Raw genomic sequence first — 20462 nt, 5'->3', positions numbered from 1 at the left:
CTACCTTGCCGCTCTGTCTTTACCGTTGATTCTTGGTTGTGTAACAATGACTATATTTGGAGGCGTTTATACGGTGCTGACATTTTGGTTCTTTTCTCTTGCTTTGTTCTCGTGGTCAAAAAATGAAAGAAAAGATTCTGTATATAGTTGATCAATTTTTATTTTCGGCGGTCAATTTTATTGTATTTATCGTTCTTGATTATAGATTTGATGTAGATGATGTTGCTCAGTACGCGATCATGATCTCAGCGGCAGCGTTTTTATTGAATTTCGGTTTCGCTATTAAGGTGGAGCGCTTGCTGTTTGCCAGTGATCGCTTATTTAGCGCGAATGATTTTTTTGTGCTTTGTATGTTGCTGTTTATAGCCAGTGTGGTTCTGTATTTTTTATTGTGGTTCACCTATGCAGGTGGATTTTGGCTTGCCATGGTCATGTTTACGAGCAGTGTGCTATGGGTCATTAGGCGTGTTTGTGTCCTTGATAGTAAGCGCGTTAAATATTCCGTCGCTGCAACGTTGGTGGTCGGGACGCTCGCATCGTTAAGTGCATACGTGTGTAATGTCTATGTTGACGTGTTGATGCTGGTTTGTCTGGTTAACTGCATGGCGCTCATTTACTTGTCACTACTCACGATCAAGAAAAAAAATGAATCGTTCAAGGATAATGTTTTCAGTATATTTGCTGACCCACCAGCGTTGGCCAAATCAGTCATGCTTGTGCCGTTGCTATGGTTTCCATCAAACGGCATCTACCTGTTTCTTGCAAGCCTGGGAAGCCCTGCTGCGATTGTGGAGGTACGAAAACTGCTAATGCTATTGTCGCCAATACAGCAGATATCTGGTGCGATGATTAATTTCGTATTTTCAAAGGGGGGGGGCTATAAAGTGACTTATCTCGAAGTATGGGTTGCGCCTTTGACCATTACCCTGATTGTCACCCCGGTGGCTGCTATCCTTTATGGTACATTGTTGCATGGTACATCTGAGGGGATTTTCATGTGGGCTGCTTTCGCGCTAATCGTATTCGCAATGATTGTGATTTCTTTACTGCAGTCAAATTTACGTGTGCTGGGAAAGCAAGCCAGTGTTATCGCATCTTTGGCGGTCGCGGTCGCAGTGAAATTATCATTTCTGTTTGGCTTCTATAGCTTTGGTGAGGGTGGCGTTGGTGTGACCGATAGTTTGGTCTCAATGGCTGCTGCCTATGCGCTGAGTGCGCTCTTCCTATATATATTTTTTGTTAACGATAAAAGAATTTCGAGGTGGACCCGTTGAAAGTTTTGAAGGTTTTAGAATACCTGAAGGATTATGCTGGTTTGAATCGGGATGTAAGGGTCGTTAATTTTCCTATCACGGACAACTGTAATTCCAGATGCACGATGTGTAACATCTGGAAGAACAATATTGTGGACGAAATAAGCCCGGAAGAGATAACAAAGGTGTTGTCTCATTCAAGGTTTTCGAAAGTTAAGCATCTAGGGATATCAGGCGGTGAGCCGACGTTACGCAAAGACCTCGTCAGGTGTGTCGGTGCTATCGTAGATGCTCTCCCATTACTCGAAACACTTTCTATTACTTCGCACGGCTACAGTAACTCGCGATGGAGACGATTTCTTCCCTTGATTAAGGAGATTGTTCAGCGCAGAGGTATTTCGTTTAGTTTGAACATATCCATTGATGGGTACGGTGAGCGTCATGACCTGATTAGAGGCATCAGTGGTGCATTTTCAAAGGCCACTAAAACTATCGAGATAGCACAAGCGTTGAATGTGAAGCTTCAGCTTCAGTACACGATCTCAACAATGAACGTTTATTCGATGCAACTTGCATTGGATTATGCGCGTGATAAAAATATAGAAATAATCTTTAGATTAGCAACAAATATTGAGCGTCTCTACAATGCTGATCGCTCTGAAGTATTCATTGATAATGAAGAGCGCTCCTTTGTCGCGGACTTCTTTTCTTCTGGCGAATTGCTAGCTCAAACCAGGTCGCTGTCGAGGAAGCTTTACTATAGTCGGATGCAGCGATGGCTTTCATCCGGTGGTGGCGCAAGAGCCATGCCCTGCTACTTTAAAGATCAAGGCATGTTGCTAACATCGAAATTGGCGCTCTACCCCTGTTCGGTTGCTAAAACGGCAGTAGTTGAGGATCTGCGAGCATCCGACTTCAGTATTTCGGAGAAGGGGATTGAAGTCGCTAGAGAAGTTACAAAAAATAAATACTGTGATAGCTGTATCCATGATCAAAGCGGTGCCTGGAGCCCCTTTTCTATCCTCGCCTATAAAATTAATCAGTGGAAAGGTACCGTTGTTGTTAGGAAGGTTTTGCGGTTGGCGGATAATCTTCTTAATGCTGTGGCCATTGCCCCCTTTGCACTGCTGAGAAAAATCAAAGCACCTAAAGGTTTAGCGCTGGACGCGATGCCGGTAGTCACCATTATGGGTGCCTACGGTGGGGAGCACGTTGGTGATGCCGCTATTCTTGGTGGTGTGATATTGAGGCTGAAAAAACAATTTCAGACTCAAAAGTTTTTCATTCTCAGCTTCAGGCCCGACCGAACTCAAAAGTGGGTTCAGTCGTTGAAAATTGATGGCGTGGATTTTTCCGTGGTAAAGCTTTCGCGTAGCAGTTTACGAACTGCATTGGGTCAAAGCGATGGTCTGGTGTACGCAGGCGGGCCAATCATGGATATACCTGTTAATTTGAGTTTCTATCTTTATGCCTCTCTTCTGGCTACGTGGAAAAAGATTCCTTTTGTTGTCGAGGGGGTCGGTCTAGGGCCGTACAAAAGAACAGTAAGCAAATATTTTGCTTCTTTGATGTTGCTGCTTGCCAAGCAAATTACATTGCGTAGCAAGAGCAATTTTGAAAGTTTGCCATTTTACAATAAAATTGAAGTTTTAAAGGTTGATCAGGATCCTGCGTTTGATTACCTTCACTACTACAGGTTTATGCTTCCCCAGATCAATTACAGTGCTCGTGAAAGAACAGAGCTTTCTTCGCTGAAAGATTATATCGCCGGGCGTGAGAAAGTATTGTTCGTCAATTTACGGCCTATTTGGAGTGCTTACGCTACAAAAGGTAGCGAAGGCAGTGTGGGTCGCATAGTGGACAGTATGACCCGGAACGTGACTTCTGTGATCAACCAACTGGGCGCCGAGTGGGCGGTGGTGTTCATTCCGTTCAACCCAGACACTTACGGTTTTTCTGACTTTAGTTCCTTTTACCAAGTGGTCAAGGGTGTCCTGCCAAGTCGCGATTATTATGTCGTCGAGTATGAGCCCGGTGTTCCGATCATGCTTGATATGCTGGGTCAATGTACTCATTTACTCGCGATGAGGTTTCATGCCTGCATATTTGGTTTGTCGAGTGGTTTGGATGTTTATGGGATTGACTATCAGGTAGGTGGACGCGGAAAGGTGGCTGGTCTATTTGACAGCCTTGGCAGCACCAACGTGAGCAATGTGAGCGAGTTGGATGAACCCACAATTCGCGGATGGCTGGGTGAGGTTTAGTTAAGGTTGTGCTGTAGGTGGTGGTATACGATGCCTGCTGAGTGTTTTTTACGCAGTCAGGCATCGCTATCACCATTTTTATTTGCGAAAAATTAATAAGGGGCCAGCACGTTGCGAGTTCTTCTAACGCATAACTTCTACAGTTCAGCAACTCCCTCGGGCGAAAACCAGGTTTTCGAGGCTGAGAAAATGTTGTTAGCTAGTCGGGGTGATGATGTGCGACTTTTTACTAAGCACAGTGATGCAATTACAGCACAGGGTAAGATTGGCGTAGTCAAGGCCGCACTGGGTACACCTTGGAGCCTTGGTATAAAGCGTGACATTTGCAGTGCTGTTAATTCCTTCAAGCCTGATATTGTGCACGTTCACAATACCTTTCCTTTGCTGTCCCCGGCTGTCTTCCATGCGATAGGCAAACGCGCTGCTCGTGTCCTTACTTTGCACAACTATCGATTGTTTTGTCCGGCTGCGATACCGATGCGCGAGGGGCGTGTATGTACAGAGTGCATTGATAGGCACTCGGCGTTACCGTCTCTGCTTCACGGATGCTATCGAAATAGCCGTGTCGCGACGATTCCCATGGCAATAAACGTCGAACTGCATCGTGCTTTAGGTACCTGGACACATCAGGTAGATGCATTCATTGCGCTGTCGGAGTTTCAAAAAGAGCTGATGATAACGGCAGGGTTGCCACGTGAAAAAGTGCACGTGAAACCCAACTTTTACCCGGGTAATCCTAAGGTTGTATCGTGGGAGCAGCGCCAGCCTTATGTCGTATTCGTCGGTCGCTTGACGGCTGAAAAAGGGGTCGTTTCTCTGCTGCGGGCATGGCAGGAATGGGGGGCTTCGGCACCTGAGCTTCGTATTGTGGGGGACGGAGCGCTAAGACCCGAGCTTGAGCTGATGGCACGTGGCCTGCCCATTCGATTTCTTGGGCAAGTATCGTCACAGGAAGCCGAATATCAGATTGCCCATGCGTGCCTACAAATTTTACCGTCGGAGTGGTTCGAAGGTTTCCCGATGGTGATCCGAGAGGCCTTTGCGTTTGGTACACCAGCAGCCGTATCGGATATAGGACCGCTGGCTTCTATCGTACAAGACGGCGACAATGGCGTGGTATTCCGCCCCGCGACCCCCCAGTCACTGCTGCAGGTTGTACGTGAGGCCTGGTCGACGCCGACATTATTGGAGCGTTTGGGTAAAGGCGCCAGGCGGGCATTTGAAAGCAATTATACTGAAGACGCCAACTATTCAATGTTGATGGACATCTATACGCAGGCAATTAGGGTTTCGCGCAATGAGTGAACAATTGGGATGCAGGCAACGTACTACAAGCTCTGTCATTGGCGTGCCTATTGATGTACTGAGCTGGCCCAGCGTCCTCGATAGTGTTGCCGAAATGGCACAGACGGGGAAAGGCTATTACGTCTGTATTTGCAACGTGCATTCCGTGGTAACGGCCACGCAAGATCGAGAGTTTGGCGACGTCGTGCGCAACGCTGACTTGGCCACTCCCGACGGCGCTCCGGTGGCTTGGCTGATGCGTCGGTTAGGCGTTGAGGGGCAGGCGCGCATCAATGGTCCGGATTTAATGTGGAAGTACCTGTCTGAAGCGGCTACGTGTGGTGAACCGGTCTATTTGTACGGCGGTGCACAGTCAACGTTGGACATTCTTACCAAGGTGCTGCCTGAGCGCATGCCTGGCTTGGTGATCGCGGGCGCTTATTCGCCGCCGTTCCGTCAGCTGACAGCGCAGGAGGATGAACAGATCGTCGAGGCTATCAACACATCTGGTGCGAAAACTGTTTGGGTTAGCTTGGGCTGCCCCAAACAGGAGCTGTGGATGGCCGAGCATCGCGACAGAGTCAATGCCGTGATGATTGGAGTAGGGGCGGCATTTGATTACCACGCAGGGGTCATAAAGCGCGCGCCGCTGTGGATGCAGCATTCGGGGTTGGAGTGGCTACACCGTCTTAGTAGTGAGCCAAAACGTTTATTTAAGCGTTATCTGTCGACAAATAGCTGGTTTATCTATTACGCAGTCCGTCAGCTATTGAAGAAGTAAAGCACACTCTTAATAGAATTTTTGATGATTGATCAGGATGGAAAAATGAACAAAAAGAAGGCGCTTATTACCGGTGTAACGGGGCAAGATGGATCGTACCTCGCTGAGTTCTTGCTCGAAAAAGGCTATGAAGTTCATGGCCTGAAGCGTCGTGCCTCTTCTTTTAACACGCAACGTATTGATCATATCTATCAAGATCCGCATGTCGATAACCGAAACTTTGTACTGCACTATGGCGACTTGACGGATTCGTCTAACCTAACCCGTATCATTCAAGATATTCAGCCTGACGAAGTATACAACCTCGGTGCGCAATCACATGTGGCGGTTAGCTTTGAGTCTCCAGAGTATACAGCTGACGTCGATGCTATAGGAACATTGCGTATTCTTGAAGCCATCCGACTTTTGGGGCTCGAAAAGAAGACACGTTTCTACCAGGCGTCGACGTCTGAGCTGTACGGGCTGGTGCAAGAAACACCGCAGAAGGAAACAACGCCTTTTTACCCACGCTCCCCCTACGCAGTGGCCAAACTGTACGCCTACTGGGCAACGGTAAACTATCGTGAAGCCTATGGTATGTACGCATGTAACGGTATCCTGTTCAATCATGAGTCTCCCCGGCGTGGTGAAACTTTCGTGACACGCAAGATTACCAGAGCCTTGGCGAATATCGCATTGGGATTGGAGCAATGTTTGTTCCTCGGTAATCTCAACGCCTTGCGCGATTGGGGGCATGCCAAGGATTACGTGCGTATGCAATGGATGATGTTGCAACAGGATGTAGCTGATGATTTTGTAATTGCTACCGGTGTTCAGTATTCGGTGCGAGATTTCATTCGATGGTCGGCAGAAGAGCTCGGTGTGACCCTCAGGTTTGAAGGGGAAGGCATTGAGGAGCGTGCGATTGTCGAAAAAATTGATGGTACTCACTCCCCGGCTCTCAAGGTGGGGGATATCATTGTGCGTGTGGACCCTCGTTATTTCCGGCCGACCGAAGTTGAAACGCTTCTCGGGGACCCTACCAAGGCCAAAGAGAAGCTGGGATGGGTTCCAGAAATAACGGTGCAAGAGATGTGCGCGGAGATGGTTTCGGAAGATTTGAAGATTGCCCAACGGCACGCGCTGCTGAAACAGCACGGATATGACGTTTCTGTGGCAGTGGAGAACTAGAAATAATGCAGAATTTCGATCAGAAAATATTTGTTGCTGGTCATCGGGGTATGGTGGGCGCAGCGATCGTAAGACAGTTGGTTGAACGAGGCTACGTCAACATACTGACTGCAACGAAAGATGAACTGAATTTGGTTGACCAGCGCGCAGTTCAACAGTTTTTCGCGGAAAACCAAATTGATCAGGTTTATCTTGCAGCAGCTAAAGTTGGCGGTATTCACGCTAACAACACATACCCTGCTGATTTTATATACGATAATTTAATGATCGAGGCGAATGTTATAAGTGCGGCGCATAATAATAATGTGCAGAACCTGTTGTTTTTAGGCTCCTCATGCATCTATCCAAAGCATGCGCCGCAGCCGATGAACGAAGAGGCATTGTTAGCCGGTGCGTTAGAGTCGACGAATGAGCCTTATGCTATTTCAAAGATTGCGGGAATAAAGTTATGCGAAAGTTACAATCGTCAACACGGTAGAAACTATCGCAGCGTCATGCCGACAAATCTATATGGTCCTAATGATAACTATCACCCGCTGAATAGCCACGTGATTCCCGCCTTGCTTCGACGTTATCACGAGGCTGTAGTGCGACAGGACGACGAAATCTCCATCTGGGGAAGTGGTAGTCCGATGCGGGAATTTTTACACGTTGATGACATGGCAGCAGCATGTGTGCATGTGATGGAGTTAGACAGGCAGCAGTATCAAGGTGCAACACAGGATATGCTGTCTCATATCAACGTTGGAACAGGCGTCGATTGCACAATACGTGAGCTTGCGCAGACACTTGCCAAAGTGACGGGCTTCTCTGGCAGGCTTGTGTTTGATACCTCTAAGCCAGATGGTGCGCCCAGAAAGTTGCTCGATGTTCAACGAATACAATCGTTGGGGTGGAAAGCTCGAATCACGTTGGAAGATGGATTGCGTGATGCTTACAGATGGTACGTGGAAAATATTGACTCCGTGAGGGGTTGAGGGGATTTTCGATGTCCCCGCGCTGGAAGGCGCGGGCTATTTTATGAGTTTCTGATGACTATGTAGGATGACAGAGGTTTATGCTTCTAGTTTGATTTCATAGCGTAGGAATCTATTATGTTACATGCTGTCGTTATAGCGGGTGGTTACGGGTCCAGGTTGTGGCCATTGTCACGTGAGCTTCACCCAAAACAGTTTATACCGTTGGTGAAAGAGAACATTTCAATGCTGCAGGATACGTGTCAGCGATTGAAAGGCGTGGAGATGGCACCGCCGTTAATTATATGCAATGAACAGCATCGGTTTCTGGCGGCAGAACAGTTACGCCAAATTGGCTTGGAACAATCAAATATAATTCTTGAGCCAGAAGGTCGTAATACAGCTCCCGCTATAGCGCTTGCCGCCTTGAACTTATGCAATCAGGAAGAAGATCCCATACTGCTGGTGTTGGCAGCAGATCACTTTATTCAAGATATAAACGCTTTCCAAGGTGCTTTGAACACTGCTGTTGCTCATGCGGTGGCGGGAAAGTTGGTGACGTTTGGAATTGTCCCGATCAAGCCGGAAACGGGATATGGTTATATCAAGAAGGGGAAGTCCATTGGGGAAAGTGGGTTCCTTGTCGACGCGTTTGTAGAGAAACCAGATATCTCAACAGCAGAGACCTATGTGGCGGGAGGCTTGCATTATTGGAACAGTGGAATGTTCATGTTCCGAGCAAAACGTTACCTGGAAGAGCTCGAAATATTCAGACCAGATATTCTTGAAGCCTGTCGTTTATCGCTGTCGAAAGGTGCGCAGGATCTATATTTTACACGGGTAGACAAAGAAGCGTTCCTGGAATGCCCTGATGAGTCCATTGACTACGCTGTTATGGAACATACTGATCAAGCCGTGATGGTTACATTGGACGCAGGCTGGTGTGATGTCGGGTCGTGGTCCGCACTTTGGGAGTTGGGGAGCAAAGATGAATGGGGGAATGTGAGCAAGGGTGACGTTATTTGCGAGGCGACGTCCGACAGCTATATTCACTCTGACCATCGGCTAGTCGCGACGCTTGGTGTCAAGGATTTAGTTATCGTTGAGACCAAGGATGCGGTACTGATCGCTGATAAGTCTTGTGCGCAAGATGTTAAAACCCTGATTTCCAGATTAAAGTCGTCGGGCCGCAATGAACACGTCAATCATCGTGAGGTGTACCGCCCTTGGGGCGTGTATGACTCCGTTGACGCAGGCCACAGGTATCAGGTCAAGCGGATTACCGTCAAGCCGGGCGCCAAGCTTTCGGTTCAGATGCATCATCACCGTGCGGAACATTGGATTGTTGTCAGTGGCACAGCTAAAGTCACGAATGGCGAAAAAGTGTACCTTGTGACCGAAAATCAATCGACTTTCATACCCATTGGCCAGGTCCATGCCTTGGAGAATCCAGGCGTCATTCCGCTGGAGTTGATTGAGGTTCAATCGGGCTCTTATTTGGGTGAAAATGACATCGTGCGATTTGAAGACAAGTATGGTCGCGTATAGTGATATACGTATCATGCTGCGTAGAGAGCCATCAAGATAAAACTATGAAAAAAGGTAGGGAGACAGGCGTGGGGAAATATATTCTAGTAACCGGCGGAGCTGGTTACATAGGCTCTCATATTGTCCTGTCGCTGCTGGAAAGTGGTTTGAATGTTGTGGTGTTGGATGATCTTTCAAACGCTTCTGTCGAGTCAATAGAGCGTGTGGGGAGCTATACGGGTGCAGCACCTTTTTTTGTAAAAGGTGACATCTGTGATGCCAAGGTTTTGGATCGTCTCTTCGCAACGTATCAGATTGAATCAGTGATTCACTGTGCCGGAGTAAAATCGGTAGGTGAAAGCGTAAAATCACCGATTAAGTACTTTTCTAATAATGTCTCTGGGAGTGTGAGTTTATTCAACTCCATGTATAAAGCGGGCGTTTTTCGTCTGGTCTTCAGTTCATCTGCCACGGTTTATGGGGATTCAGGGCGCATGCCACTGAGTGAGCTTACTCCCATCGCTACCCCTACCAATCCATATGGTCGATCAAAACTGATGGTCGAGGAGATATTGTCGGATATGGCCAAGGCCGACAGTCGATGGAGTATCGCCACTGTTCGTTACTTTAATCCTGTCGGTGCACACACTAGCGGGTTGATTGGTGAGGACCCTTTGGGTATTCCCAATAATCTCGTGCCCTACCTTGGCCAAGTGGCTATTGGCAAGCTTGCTGAGCTGAAAGTATTTGGCAACGATTACCCGACCCGCGACGGCACTGGGGTGCGTGACTATGTGCATGTTGTAGACCTTGCGAATGGCCACCTCAAGGCACTTCAAGCCATTGAGTTGCGTGCAGGTTTTCATATTTGGAATTTTGGCTCGGGCAAAGGCTACAGCGTCCTTGAGCTGCTCGATGCATTTCAGGCTGCCAGTGGTCTGGTAATACCCTATAGTGTGACGGCTCGCCGCCCCGGTGACATCGCAGAATGTTGGGCAGATGTCTCGAAGGCGGAAAATGAGCTAGGCTGGCGAGCGGAACGAGGCTTAGAGGAAATGATGAAAGATGCATGGAGGTGGCAAAAAAATAACCCTAACGGATACCGTCGTTAGATTCATGGTGAACATGATCTACTCGCGACGTTTCCGTACAAGGCTGGGTGTGCCTGAATCCTTAGGGCATTTGGACAGCTAGGTAGTCAGCGAGCGTTTGTAATTTATAGAATTTGTATTTTTTATTTTTTTATAAAAAATCTATATCTTAGGGTTATAAGATAACATGCAAGTCATTCAGCGTTACCATCCAACATTTGCAGAGCGCTATCCTGTACCCTTATTTGTCGCTCTGCTTGACTTGGGTGTGGTTGTAATAGCTGGCGTGCTGGCCTATTGGTATCGTTATAACTCATTTGAAATGAGCGGTCGATACAGTACGGCGACCCTGGTTACCAGTGTTGTCGTGGTGTTATGTATGTCGTTTGGTGGTGTGTATGGATCGCAAAGGGGGTATTCCTTCGCCCGGCAGTTTAGTGTCTTATTAATGTGCTGGCTAGCCGCTACTGGAATTATTTTATCCCTTACCTTTTTTTTGAAGTTGTCTGAAAACTATTCTCGTATCTGGTTCACTGCGATATTGGTTATTGGTGGTTCGCTGTGTCTCTTGTTAAGAGTCTTTGTTTTTTTCCTTCTTAGGCAGTTGCGTTCATCCGGAATGAATCTCAAGTCAGTATTGCTGGTGGACTCGGGGGGCGAGTCTGCAGGGCAACTGAATGCAGGTCAAGCTCTGGGGGAGTACGGATTCAAAGTTGAGAAAAACTTGACGTACAATGCTGGCGGTCAATGGCTGGAGACATTAGTCGAAAAAGTTAATGAGCATGGCGTTCATGAAGTTTGGTTGTGCTTGCCGCTGAGCGAAGGCGGTGCTGTGCGCTCTATTCTCTATGCACTGCGCCACTACACCGTTGCTGTGCGATTTATACCCGAGTGGGGTGATATACCCTTGCTGAATCACAAGGTCAGCCGCATTGCAGGTGTTTACTCTTTAGACTTAAGTTGCAGCCCGATGGATGGCCCTGCACGAGTTATTAAAAGATTGGAAGACGTCCTGATTGGTGGCCTGATCAGTCTGATGATTCTGCCGCTATGTATGATCATTGGACTGGTAATAAAGGTTACCTCTCCAGGTCCCGTTCTGTTCAAACAGATGCGGATGGGGATCAACGGTAAACGATTCAAGGTTTACAAGTTTCGTTCCATGGTTGTGCACGACGAAAATAGCGGAACATTGACCCAAGCTAAGCGTAATGACGCGCGAGTGACCCGTGTGGGTGCGTTCTTGCGTCGTACCAGCCTTGATGAACTGCCTCAATTCTTCAACGTCCTGCAGGGGCGCATGTCGATTGTCGGTCCGCGCCCACATGCGCTGGCGCACAATGAATATTATAAAGATCTGGTTGAGTCTTACATGCAGAGACACAAAGTCAAGCCAGGCATTACCGGGTGGGCACAGGTAAGCGGATATAGAGGGGAGACTGATACGCTGGAGAAAATGCAGAAGCGCGTGGAGTTTGACCTCTGGTATATTGACAATTGGTCGCTTTCGTTGGATGTAAGAATAATATTTCTCACGGCGCTCAAGGGTTTTATCAATAAGAATGCTTTTTGATAGCGGTTTATCGGGAACTTTGGGAAGGCGGCAGCATGGATTTGAAACAGAATAGAGGCAGTTCGTTTTGGTCGCGAAGTGTTGTTTGGATATTAGCAATTGGTTTGTTTGTTCAGCTGAGCGGAAAGGTTTGGCTAGAGTCAAACAGTGCTCAAAATACTCAGGTTTACATCTGGCTGCTGTTGCCTGCCGCCATTTTTTTCTTGGACATTGCTTTTCGAAGGGCGTTTTCTGCTTTCAGTTGGGAGTATCTTCCTTGGATGTGCTTTTTGCTCTGGGGAGCGATTAGCGTTCTCTGGTCAACGGGTTCAGAAGACCCAGCATTTTCCTTGATGAAGCGTGGCTTATTCATTGCCCTTTATTTGGTATCGATTCTACTGTTCATGCGCCGTGATGAGTCGACGTTACTGCGTGTATTGATGGCAGGTGTCGCCATGATCACGCTTGGAGCATTGGTTAGTTTAATTTATCAGTTTTTGGTATTGGAGCAACCGCTTGCCTATCGGGCATTCCGAATCGACCGGTCGGGGATACGGGACTTTGCAAATTATGGCTGGCCCGTAGCAGCAGGTATTTTTCATGGTGCGGCAGCAACGTGGGCATTGGGTTTTGCATTAGATAGAAGAAGGAATATACTTTCCTGTGCTTTTTGGCTGTTAGCTTTTTGCATACTTGTGATTTATGTGTTGTTGACCTATACCCGCGGGGCATGGTTCGGCGTGGCCGCGAGCTGCCTAGCTGTTGTAATATTGCAAAACTCTCGCCGTGGCTGGTTGTTCTTTGTGGGAAGTGCAATTCTTGCGGCGATAGCGACGTTTATGTGGTGGGATAATTTAATATTTGAGGTCACTAAACGTCAGTTGTCTGGCCGTGGCCCGATATGGGATTACTTTTTTTCAACCATGCCGGGACATTGGTTGGTGGGGCATGGTTTGGGAACACCATTTAATTATGTTTGGCCTGACCGGGATTTGATTTCTCCCCATGCACACAGTCTTTATTTTCAACAGGTATATGATAGTGGTCTGATTTCGCTTGCTTTGATGGCTGCCGGACTGTTAGGAGTCGCCTACAAAGCGTTGAAGTTACGCAAAGATAAGTGGGTGCGTCTAGCGACACCTGCGTTGATTTTCGCGCTGATTTCCATGATGACAGATGTCGAACGAGTCTTTACTCGCCCAGGAGATTACTGGACCGTATTCTGGCTTCCGATTGCAATTTTGTTAGCGGTCTCGTGGCGCTCGACGATGCACAATCACAACCCCTAATTGTAGAGAAGGATGGTGTAACAAATGGCTCAAACAAATGCCCGTCTTTTGACGGGCGTTTGTATAGGGTATCCCCATTGGGGGTATTAGTGATGTAAGGAGGTAGAATTTATTGATTCAATTAATATTCGAGCTACCGCTATAGCTCCGAGACGGGTAGTGGCCTAAATTCCGTCAGATTGCTCATAAGTCACCCACTCACCGACTATTACCGTATTCCTGAATTATGCCATCTCCGCTCTCCGGCTCTATAAAGATTTGATCGCGCAAAAAGAATGGTCACGCGGGGCTGCGCCCCGTCGTCACCCCAATACCACTCGCCCACTCAAAAAAATATCCCGTCGTTCCTTGCGACCAATATGATGGTGCTTGGCCATTTGGTACACAGCATGAAATCGTTCCCGATTAATCCCCTCGCAGGTTTCCAGGGCTCGCGCTACTAAAGCGTCGTACGCCGACTCCCCAACCAGCCCCCCTACCTCTCTGCGATAGAAGAACCCCAGTTGAAAGCCCAGGGTTTCACTCAAAAACCGTGGTGCGGCGGCAAAGCAATTCTCTAAATCGATCGCATGCGTTGCCCCCACCCCGTCGTTACACATCATTACATTCGCCGCCCATAGATCCATGTGATAGATCCCGCTGCTGTTCAGCGAAAGCAACAACTCGAACGCCGCACCGATCACCCGCTCCACTTCTTCAGGCTTGGCGAGTATCCACTGATAGCCGTCTGTGTAGTTCTGCAACAGTTCTGTGATGATGACGAAGTCATTCATCAACCCCATGCGTGACCTGGTATACCCATAGCCAACCACGCCGGGCACACTCGCGCCGCGGCGGTGCGCTTCCGCAGTGTTTATCAGCTCTTCGATTGGCCAGTCGAACATGCCACAGCTTTTGCGGGTACCGCGCGTAAAGCGGATCCTCTTTGGGAGGGTCTCAATCGCTTGGCGCTTGGCAAACAATGGGCTATCGCCTGTAGATAGTGGCGCGCTTGTCCGGTTTGACGGGCGTTCCTGGCCAAGCAACAGCGTAAGCGTTGCCGCCAGCGCAGTGCTCACAGGCGCGTTCAGATGAACTGTCGAGCGATGATGCTTGAATGTAAACGGAAATCCATCAACCAGCTTGTTCTTCCCTTCGCGCACCGCTGCACATCCCGTGTAAGAGTTTTTCGACGGCCAAAACGGTAACATTTCCTACACATTTTTACATTTCTTTCACATCTTGTTTGAATCCTTTTGACCTTGACTGTGGATCAGTTGTTCTTGAGCCGCTAGGTTTTACAGGCAGCCAAGGAATCGCTGCCTTAGCAAGCTCACACACCAAGGAGTGCCACCGTTATGCGCAATACCTTTCTTGTTTCTCTGCTGCTCGCGCTGCTCAGCGCGCTCTCGCTGCCGTCGTTTGCGGCGGCCACCAAGGCCGCGGGCGACTTGCCAGTCACTACAGTCAGCGCAGCGCTCGCCTCAACCACCGTCAACCTGAACACTGCCGATGCGGCGACACTGCAGTCGTCGCTCGCAGGTATCGGCAAGGCCAAGGCTGAAGCGATCGTGGCCTACCGCGAAGCCAACGGCGCGTTCGAGTCAGTGGATGAGTTGCTGGAGGTGAAGGGGATCGGCCAGGCGCTGATCGAGCGCAACCGGGACAAACTGGCGGTCAAGTGACCTGAGGAGGGGCGGGTCGGGCAATGCTCGATCCGTTTTTATCATCAAATGGCATGGGCTCATCGCCGGCAATGCCGGCGCCTGCAGAAGGCGGGGAAGCGCCACGCTTATCGGTCTTGCGCGTCCTTGGCATCGGCTTCGGCATTGCGCTCATGCACGCGCTTGAGTTGCTCTTCGGTCAAGGGCAGCTTCTTCGCCGTATCACGCAGCATCATCAAGCCACCGACAATCGAGCCGATGGCAACCAGCAAGATCAACCAGGCATACCAGGGCATGAGCTTCTCCTTATCGACGGCGAATGGCGCCGCCTCTGTGATGTTGGACTCGACACGAGCGTCGATGGTTCAAGTATAAGAGGCCCACCACCTGGGGGCGAATTCGCGATCACCGGCCCCCATTGGCACTGCGCATCGGCTACAATGCGCGCCGATTTCGACTTGCCCAGAGAGCCTGCCCATGTCCGCCTGTCAGACGCCTATCATCGTCGCCCTGGATTTCCCTACCCGTGACGCCGCCCTGAAACTGGCCGATCAGCTGGACCCCGCGCTGTGTCGGGTCAAGGTCGGCAAGGAGCTGTTCACCAGCAGTGCGTCGGGCATCGTTGAAACCCTGTGTGAAAAGGGCTTCGAAGTGTTCCTGGACCTCAAGTTCCACGATATCCCCAACACCACCGCCATGGCCGTGAAGGCCGCAGCCGAAATGGGCGTGTGGATGGTCAACGTGCACTGCTCTGGCGGCCTGCGCATGATGGCGGCCTGTCGCGACGTGCTGGACCAGCGCAGCGGGCCACAGCCGCTGTTGATCGGTGTGACCGTGCTGACCAGCATGGAGCGTGAAGACCTCGCCGGTATTGGCCTGGACATCGAGCCGCAGGAGCAGGTGCTGCGACTGGCCGCCCTGGCCGAGAAGGCCGGCATGGACGGCCTGGTGTGCTCCGCCCTGGAAGCCCCGGCCCTGAAGGCCGCGCACCCGTCGTTGCAGCTGGTGACTCCGGGCATTCGTCCTGCCGGCAGCGCCCTGGACGATCAGCGTCGTATCCTTACCCCGCGCCAGGCGCTGGACGCCGGCTCCGACTACCTGGTAATCGGTCGCCCGATCAGCCAGGCGGCTGACCCTGCTCAAGCGCTGGCTGCAGTGGTAGCCGAAATTCGCGGCTAAGCGACCCGGTTTTTCGCCAGCAAGGCTGGCTCCTACAAGGAGGAGCCGGCCTTGCTGGCGAAGTCGTTCCCCTTATACCTTCAACACCAGCTTGCCAAAGTTTTCCCCGCTGAACAGCTTCAGCAGCGCTTCGGGAAAGGTCTCCAGCCCCTCGACAACATCCTCCTTGCTCTTGAGCTTGCCGCTGGCCAGCCAGCCGGCAATTTCGTTGCCTGCGGTGCCGTACTTGGCCACATGGTCCATCACCACGAAACCTTCCATGCGCGCGCGGTTTACCAGCAGCGACAGGTAGTTGGCCGGGCCCTTGACCGCCTGCTTGTTGTTGTACTGGCTGATGGCACCACAGATCACCACCCGCGCCTTGAAATTCAGGCGACTGAGCACTGCATCGAGGATGTCCCCGCCGACGTTGTCGAAGTACACATCCACCCCTTTTGGGCACTCGCGCTTGAGTCCCTCCAGTACGTCTTCGGCCTTGTAGTCGATAACCCCGTCAAAGCCCAGTTCATCGACCAGGTAGCGGCATTTCTGCTCGCCGCCGGCAATCCCGACCACACGACAGCCCTTGAGCTTGGCGATCTGCCCGGCAATGCTGCCGACCGCTCCCGCTGCACCCGAGATCACCACGGTTTCGCCCGTCTTGGGCTCACCCACTTCCAGCAGGGCAAAGTAGGCCGTCATTCCGGTCATGCCCAGGGCGGAGAGATAGCGTGGCAACGGTACCAGCCTAGGGTCGACCTTATGCAGGCCCTTGGGCTCGCCAATGAAGTAATCCTGTACACCAAGGGCTCCGCTCACCGTATCACCCACGGCATAGTCAGGGTGCCTGGACGCCACCACTTCACCGACACCCAGTGCTCGCATGACCTCGCCGATACCTACAGGCGCAATGTAGGACTTGCCCTCGTTCATCCACCCGCGCATGGCCGGGTCCAGCGACAGGTACAGGTTCTTCACCACTACCTGTCCCTCGACAGGCTCGCTCACAGGCACGGTTTCAAAGGTAAAGTCATCACGTGTCACTGCCCCGGTGGGGCGCTTGGCAAGCAGGAATCGGCGGTTGGTCCTGTCAGTCATGGCAAGGTTCTCTCTGGAAGGCAAACCCTGTTGATAGGCCTGCATCGGCAAATCGGCAAGGTCCAGCCTTGTGGCGAATGGTGATTGATCCATCTGGATGATTGAGCCTAGCAGCTAAAATCACCCGGTTCGATGGTGTGTTCACTGCGTGCCTGATGATGCTGCCCAGGAGCCACCGCCGATGACTAGACTCCCGCCATTGTCCTCACTACGTTGCGGGAGTTATCGATGAGCATGACTTTTTCCGGCCAGGTTGCCCTGGTCACCGGGGCCGGCGCCGGCATCGGCCGGGCCACGGCGCTGGCATTCGCCGCACAAGGCCTGAAGGTCGTGGTGGCAGACCTGGACGTCGCCGGTGGCGAACACACGGTCGGGTTGATTCAGGCCGCCGGCGGCCAGGCACTGTTCGTACCTTGCAACGTTACCCGCGAGCAGGACGTGCAGCAGTTGATGGCGCGCACTGTCGAGGCATACGGTCGTCTGGACTACGCCTTCAACAATGCCGGTATAGAAATCGAGCAGGGGCGCCTGGCCGACGGCAGCGAAGCCGAATTCGATGCGATCATGGGCGTCAACGTCAAGGGCGTGTGGCTGTGCATGAAGCACCAGTTGCCGCTGATGCTCGCCCAGGGCGGCGGTGCGATCGTCAACACCGCATCGGTCGCCGGCCTGGGGGCTGCGCCCAAGATGAGCATCTACAGCGCATCCAAGCATGCCGTGATCGGGCTCACCAAGTCGGCCGCCATCGAGTACGCCAAGAAACTGATCCGGGTGAATGCGGTGTGCCCGGCGGTGATCGACACCGACATGTTCCGCCGTGCCTACGAGGCCGATCCACGCAAGGCTGAATACGCCGCCGCCATGCACCCGGTCGGCCGCGTGGGCAAGGTCGAGGAAGTCGCTGCAGCGGTCCTGTACCTGTGCAGCGACGGTGCGGCATTCACCACTGGCCAGGCTCTGGCAATCGATGGTGGTGCCACCGCTATCTAGCGGGTGGGGCAGGGGAGGGCCAGGCCCTCCCGTGTCGATCAGGCAGGCTTGCGCCAGTTCAGGATCATCAGCGTCAGTACCCCCGCCACAATCCCCCAGAACGCCGAGCCGATCGAGAACAGGGTAAAGCCCGAGGCCGTGACCATGAATGTGATCAAGGCCGCCTCGCGCTCCCTGGCCTCGCTCATCGCGACCGTCAGGCCGTTCATGATCGAGCCGAACAGCGCCAGTGCGGCAATCGACAGCACCAGCTCCTTGGGCAACGCGGCGAACAGTGCCGCCAGGGTGGCGCCGAACACGCCGGCAATGCCATAGAAAATCCCGCACCAGACCGCCGCGGTGTACCGCTTGCTCGGATCTTCATGGGCATGCGGCCCGGTACAGATCGCGGCGCTGATGGCCGCCAGGTTGATGCCGTGCGAGCCGAACGGGGCCAGCAGCAGCGAGGCCAGGCCCGTCACTGAAATCAGCGGCGAGGCAGGTACCTGGTACCCGTCCGCACGCAGCACCGCCACACCCGGCATGTTTTGTGAAGTCATCGCCACCACGAACAGGGGGATGCCGATGCTGATGGTCGCGGCCAGCGAGAACGACGGCGTGGTCCATACCGGTGTCGCCACCTCCAGGTGGAAGCCGCTGAAGTCCAGCAACCCCATCACTGCGGCGATCGCGGTGCCCACCACCAGCGCGGTCAGTACCGCATAGCGCGGCGACAACCGCTTGATCAGCAGGTAGCTGAAGAACATCCCCAGCACCAGGGCGGTCCGATGCTGGGCCGCAACAAAGATCTCGCTGCCGATCTTGAACAGAATGCCGGCCAGCAGGGCCGCGGCCAGCGATGCCGGAATGCGCCGTACCAGGCGTTCGAAACTGCCTGTGAGCCCGCAGATCACCACCAGTACGGCGCAGGTGATGTAGGCGCCGATTGCCTCGCCATAGCTCACGCCGCCCAGGCTGGTGATCAGCAAGGCTGCGCCGGGGGTCGACCAGGCGACCGTGATGGGCGTGCGATAACGCAGTGAAAGGCCAATGCTGCATACCGCCATGCCGATCGACAGCGCCCAGATCCACGAGGAAATCTGCGCGGTGGTCAGGCCGGCCGCCTGGCCCGCCTGGAACATCAGCACCAGCGAGCTGGTATAGCCCGTGAGCATGGCAATGAAACCGGCGACCACCGCCGAGGGGGAGGTGTCGGCCAGCGGACGCATTGGCGCAGAGGTGGCGTCAGGCATGCAGTAATCCTTGTGCGGGTGTAAGCGGGTTTTTCAGACTACGCTGCGATAGGGCGAGTTTTGCCATACAGCAACCATTGCATTTAACCGTACAGTCGCCAACTATGGACGGCGGTTTCGTTTCAGCTTTGGAGAGGGGGGAACAATGTACAAGGTCTACGGGGATTACCAGTCGGGCAACTGCTACAAGGTCAAGCTGATGTTGCACTTGCTTGATATTCCGTACACATGGTGTCCCGTGAACATCCTCAATGGCGAGACCGAGCGCCCTGAGTTTCTGGTCAAGAACCCTAACGGCAAAGTGCCGGTGCTGGAGTTGGAGGACGGCAGTTATCTGTGGGAGTCCAACGCCATTCTGAACTACCTCGCCGAAGGTAGCCTGTTCCTGCCGAGTGAGCCGCGTTTACGTACGCAAGTGCTGCAGTGGCAGTTCTTCGAGCAGTACAGCCATGAGCCCTACATTGCCGTGGCACGTTTCATCCAGTTCTATCTGGGCATGCCCGAAGATCGTGTCGATGAATACAAGTCGTTGCAGAAGGGCGGGCACAAGGCGCTGAAGGTGATGGAGAAACAGTTGCAGGAAACACCTTACCTGGTCGGTGACCAGTACTCGATTGCCGATGTGGCGTTGTATGCCTACACCCATGTGGCCCACGAAGCCGGCTTCCTGCTGAATGATTACCCGAAGATTCGCGCCTGGCTGGAACGCGTGGCCTCGCATCCGCGGCATGTGCCCATGATCGATTGATGGTGTTTTGCCGGCAGGAAGCAGCCCTGCCGGCCAAGCGCTGTCAGACCGCCGAGAACCGCTGGTTCAGGTAGTCGATGATCACCTTGGACTCGTACATCCAGGTGGTCTTGCCGTCTTCCTCGATGCGCAGGCACGGCACCTTGATCTTGCCGCCTTGCTCCAGCAGGGCCTGGCGATCCTGTTCGTTGTTCTTCGCGTCACGCAGTGCCACCGGCACGTTCAGGCGGTGCAGTGTACGGCGGGTCTTCACGCAGAAGGGGCAAGCGTGAAACTGATACAGGCTCAGCCCCTTGGCCTGCTGCTCGACATTCGCCTGGGCGGCCGCATCACGCTTGAGCTTGCTCGGGCGGCTGACCCAGTCGAGGAAGACGATCAGCTGGCCAAGGCCAACCCGCAGTGCTTTGACGATCATGGCAACTCCTC

The 20462-nt window shown here is 52.2% G+C and carries 19 protein-coding genes; 14 read left to right on the top strand and 5 right to left on the bottom strand.

The features are described 5' to 3' along the window. Positions 1-122 precede the first annotated feature (122 nt). From MF6396_RS04040 to MF6396_RS03995, 10 genes are all read left to right on the top strand, one after another. Positions 123-1274 (top strand): hypothetical protein, encoded by a 1152-nt coding sequence (locus tag MF6396_RS04040; protein ID WP_078479767.1) that lies wholly within the window; start codon positions 123-125, stop codon positions 1272-1274. Next, positions 1262-3517 carry a radical SAM protein gene (locus MF6396_RS04035; protein ID WP_078479766.1) on the top strand — a complete coding sequence of 752 codons (2256 nt, stop codon included), beginning with the start codon at positions 1262-1264 and terminating at the stop codon, positions 3515-3517. The genes MF6396_RS04040 and MF6396_RS04035 overlap by 13 nt, the downstream gene beginning before the upstream one ends. A 189-nt stretch (positions 3518-3706) precedes the next feature. Further along, positions 3707-4822: a glycosyltransferase family 4 protein gene (locus tag MF6396_RS04030; RefSeq protein WP_078479765.1), complete on the top strand. Its 1116-nt coding sequence runs from the start codon at positions 3707-3709 to the stop codon at positions 4820-4822. Continuing rightward, complete coding sequence (locus MF6396_RS04025; RefSeq protein ID WP_078479764.1) at positions 4815-5582, top strand: WecB/TagA/CpsF family glycosyltransferase; 768 nt, start codon at positions 4815-4817, stop codon at positions 5580-5582. The genes MF6396_RS04030 and MF6396_RS04025 overlap by 8 nt, the downstream gene beginning before the upstream one ends. A gap of 45 nt (positions 5583-5627) precedes the next feature. Next, a complete protein-coding gene (gene gmd / locus MF6396_RS04020; protein WP_078479808.1) occupies positions 5628-6752 on the top strand; it encodes a GDP-mannose 4,6-dehydratase in 1125 nt (374 codons plus the stop codon). A gap of 5 nt (positions 6753-6757) precedes the next feature. After that, positions 6758-7729 carry a GDP-L-fucose synthase gene (gene fcl / locus MF6396_RS04015; RefSeq protein ID WP_146094988.1) on the top strand — a complete coding sequence of 324 codons (972 nt, stop codon included), beginning with the start codon at positions 6758-6760 and terminating at the stop codon, positions 7727-7729. 117 nt (positions 7730-7846) lie between these two features. Beyond that, positions 7847-9256, top strand: a complete 1410-nt coding sequence (locus MF6396_RS04010) for a mannose-1-phosphate guanylyltransferase/mannose-6-phosphate isomerase (protein ID WP_078479762.1) — start codon at positions 7847-7849, stop codon at positions 9254-9256. Positions 9257-9324: 68 nt separating this feature from the next. Beyond that, a complete protein-coding gene (gene galE, locus MF6396_RS04005; protein ID WP_238596410.1) occupies positions 9325-10347 on the top strand; it encodes a UDP-glucose 4-epimerase GalE in 1023 nt (340 codons plus the stop codon). 166 nt (positions 10348-10513) lie between these two features. After that, complete coding sequence (locus MF6396_RS04000) at positions 10514-11899, top strand: undecaprenyl-phosphate glucose phosphotransferase (protein WP_078479760.1); 1386 nt, start codon at positions 10514-10516, stop codon at positions 11897-11899. A gap of 35 nt (positions 11900-11934) precedes the next feature. Then, positions 11935-13167: an O-antigen ligase family protein gene (locus MF6396_RS03995; protein WP_078479759.1), complete on the top strand. Its 1233-nt coding sequence runs from the start codon at positions 11935-11937 to the stop codon at positions 13165-13167. 302 nt (positions 13168-13469) lie between these two features. Here MF6396_RS03995 and MF6396_RS03990 read toward each other — a convergent pair whose 3' ends face one another. Beyond that, a complete protein-coding gene (locus MF6396_RS03990; protein WP_238596409.1) occupies positions 13470-14309 on the bottom strand; it encodes a hypothetical protein in 840 nt (279 codons plus the stop codon). A gap of 195 nt (positions 14310-14504) precedes the next feature. On the opposite strand from MF6396_RS03990, the gene MF6396_RS03985 reads away from it, so the two are divergent. Further along, positions 14505-14831, top strand: coding sequence for a ComEA family DNA-binding protein (locus MF6396_RS03985; RefSeq protein WP_078479757.1), 327 nt, complete (start codon positions 14505-14507; stop codon positions 14829-14831). Between the two features lie 107 nt (positions 14832-14938). On the opposite strand, the gene MF6396_RS03980 is transcribed toward MF6396_RS03985, so the two are convergent. Next, the gene (locus tag MF6396_RS03980) at positions 14939-15106 is read right to left on the bottom strand and encodes a DUF2897 family protein (protein WP_078479756.1); all 168 of its coding nucleotides are present in this window, start codon (positions 15104-15106) and stop codon (positions 14939-14941) included. Positions 15107-15287: 181 nt separating this feature from the next. Here MF6396_RS03980 and pyrF point away from each other — a divergent pair, with 181 nt between their 5' ends. Next, on the top strand, positions 15288-15989 hold the full coding sequence (gene pyrF / locus MF6396_RS03975) for an orotidine-5'-phosphate decarboxylase (RefSeq protein ID WP_054915847.1): 702 nt from the start codon (positions 15288-15290) through the stop codon (positions 15987-15989). A 72-nt stretch (positions 15990-16061) separates the two neighbouring features. On the opposite strand, the gene MF6396_RS03970 is transcribed toward pyrF, so the two are convergent. After that, positions 16062-17066, bottom strand: a complete 1005-nt coding sequence (locus tag MF6396_RS03970; RefSeq protein ID WP_054915846.1) for an NADP-dependent oxidoreductase — start codon at positions 17064-17066, stop codon at positions 16062-16064. Positions 17067-17294: 228 nt separating this feature from the next. On the opposite strand from MF6396_RS03970, the gene MF6396_RS03965 reads away from it, so the two are divergent. Beyond that, positions 17295-18056, top strand: coding sequence for an SDR family oxidoreductase (locus MF6396_RS03965; RefSeq protein WP_054915845.1), 762 nt, complete (start codon positions 17295-17297; stop codon positions 18054-18056). A 38-nt stretch (positions 18057-18094) separates the two neighbouring features. On the opposite strand, the gene MF6396_RS03960 is transcribed toward MF6396_RS03965, so the two are convergent. Then, entirely contained in the window at positions 18095-19288 is a 1194-nt protein-coding gene (locus MF6396_RS03960; RefSeq protein ID WP_078479755.1) for a benzoate/H(+) symporter BenE family transporter, read from the bottom strand. Positions 19289-19433: 145 nt separating this feature from the next. Between MF6396_RS03960 and MF6396_RS03955 the strand changes: the two genes are divergently transcribed. Further along, positions 19434-20036 carry a glutathione S-transferase family protein gene (locus MF6396_RS03955; protein WP_043862699.1) on the top strand — a complete coding sequence of 201 codons (603 nt, stop codon included), beginning with the start codon at positions 19434-19436 and terminating at the stop codon, positions 20034-20036. Between the two features lie 43 nt (positions 20037-20079). On the opposite strand, the gene MF6396_RS03950 is transcribed toward MF6396_RS03955, so the two are convergent. Beyond that, positions 20080-20451 (bottom strand): glutathione S-transferase N-terminal domain-containing protein, encoded by a 372-nt coding sequence (locus MF6396_RS03950; protein WP_043862700.1) that lies wholly within the window; start codon positions 20449-20451, stop codon positions 20080-20082. Positions 20452-20462 lie beyond the last annotated feature (11 nt).

Source organism: Pseudomonas sp. MF6396, from assembly GCF_002018915.1.
Lineage (GTDB): Bacteria > Pseudomonadota > Gammaproteobacteria > Pseudomonadales > Pseudomonadaceae > Aquipseudomonas > Aquipseudomonas palmensis.
Note: the sequence above shows the minus strand (reverse complement) of the source record. Positions and strands in the feature narration are given on the sequence as shown.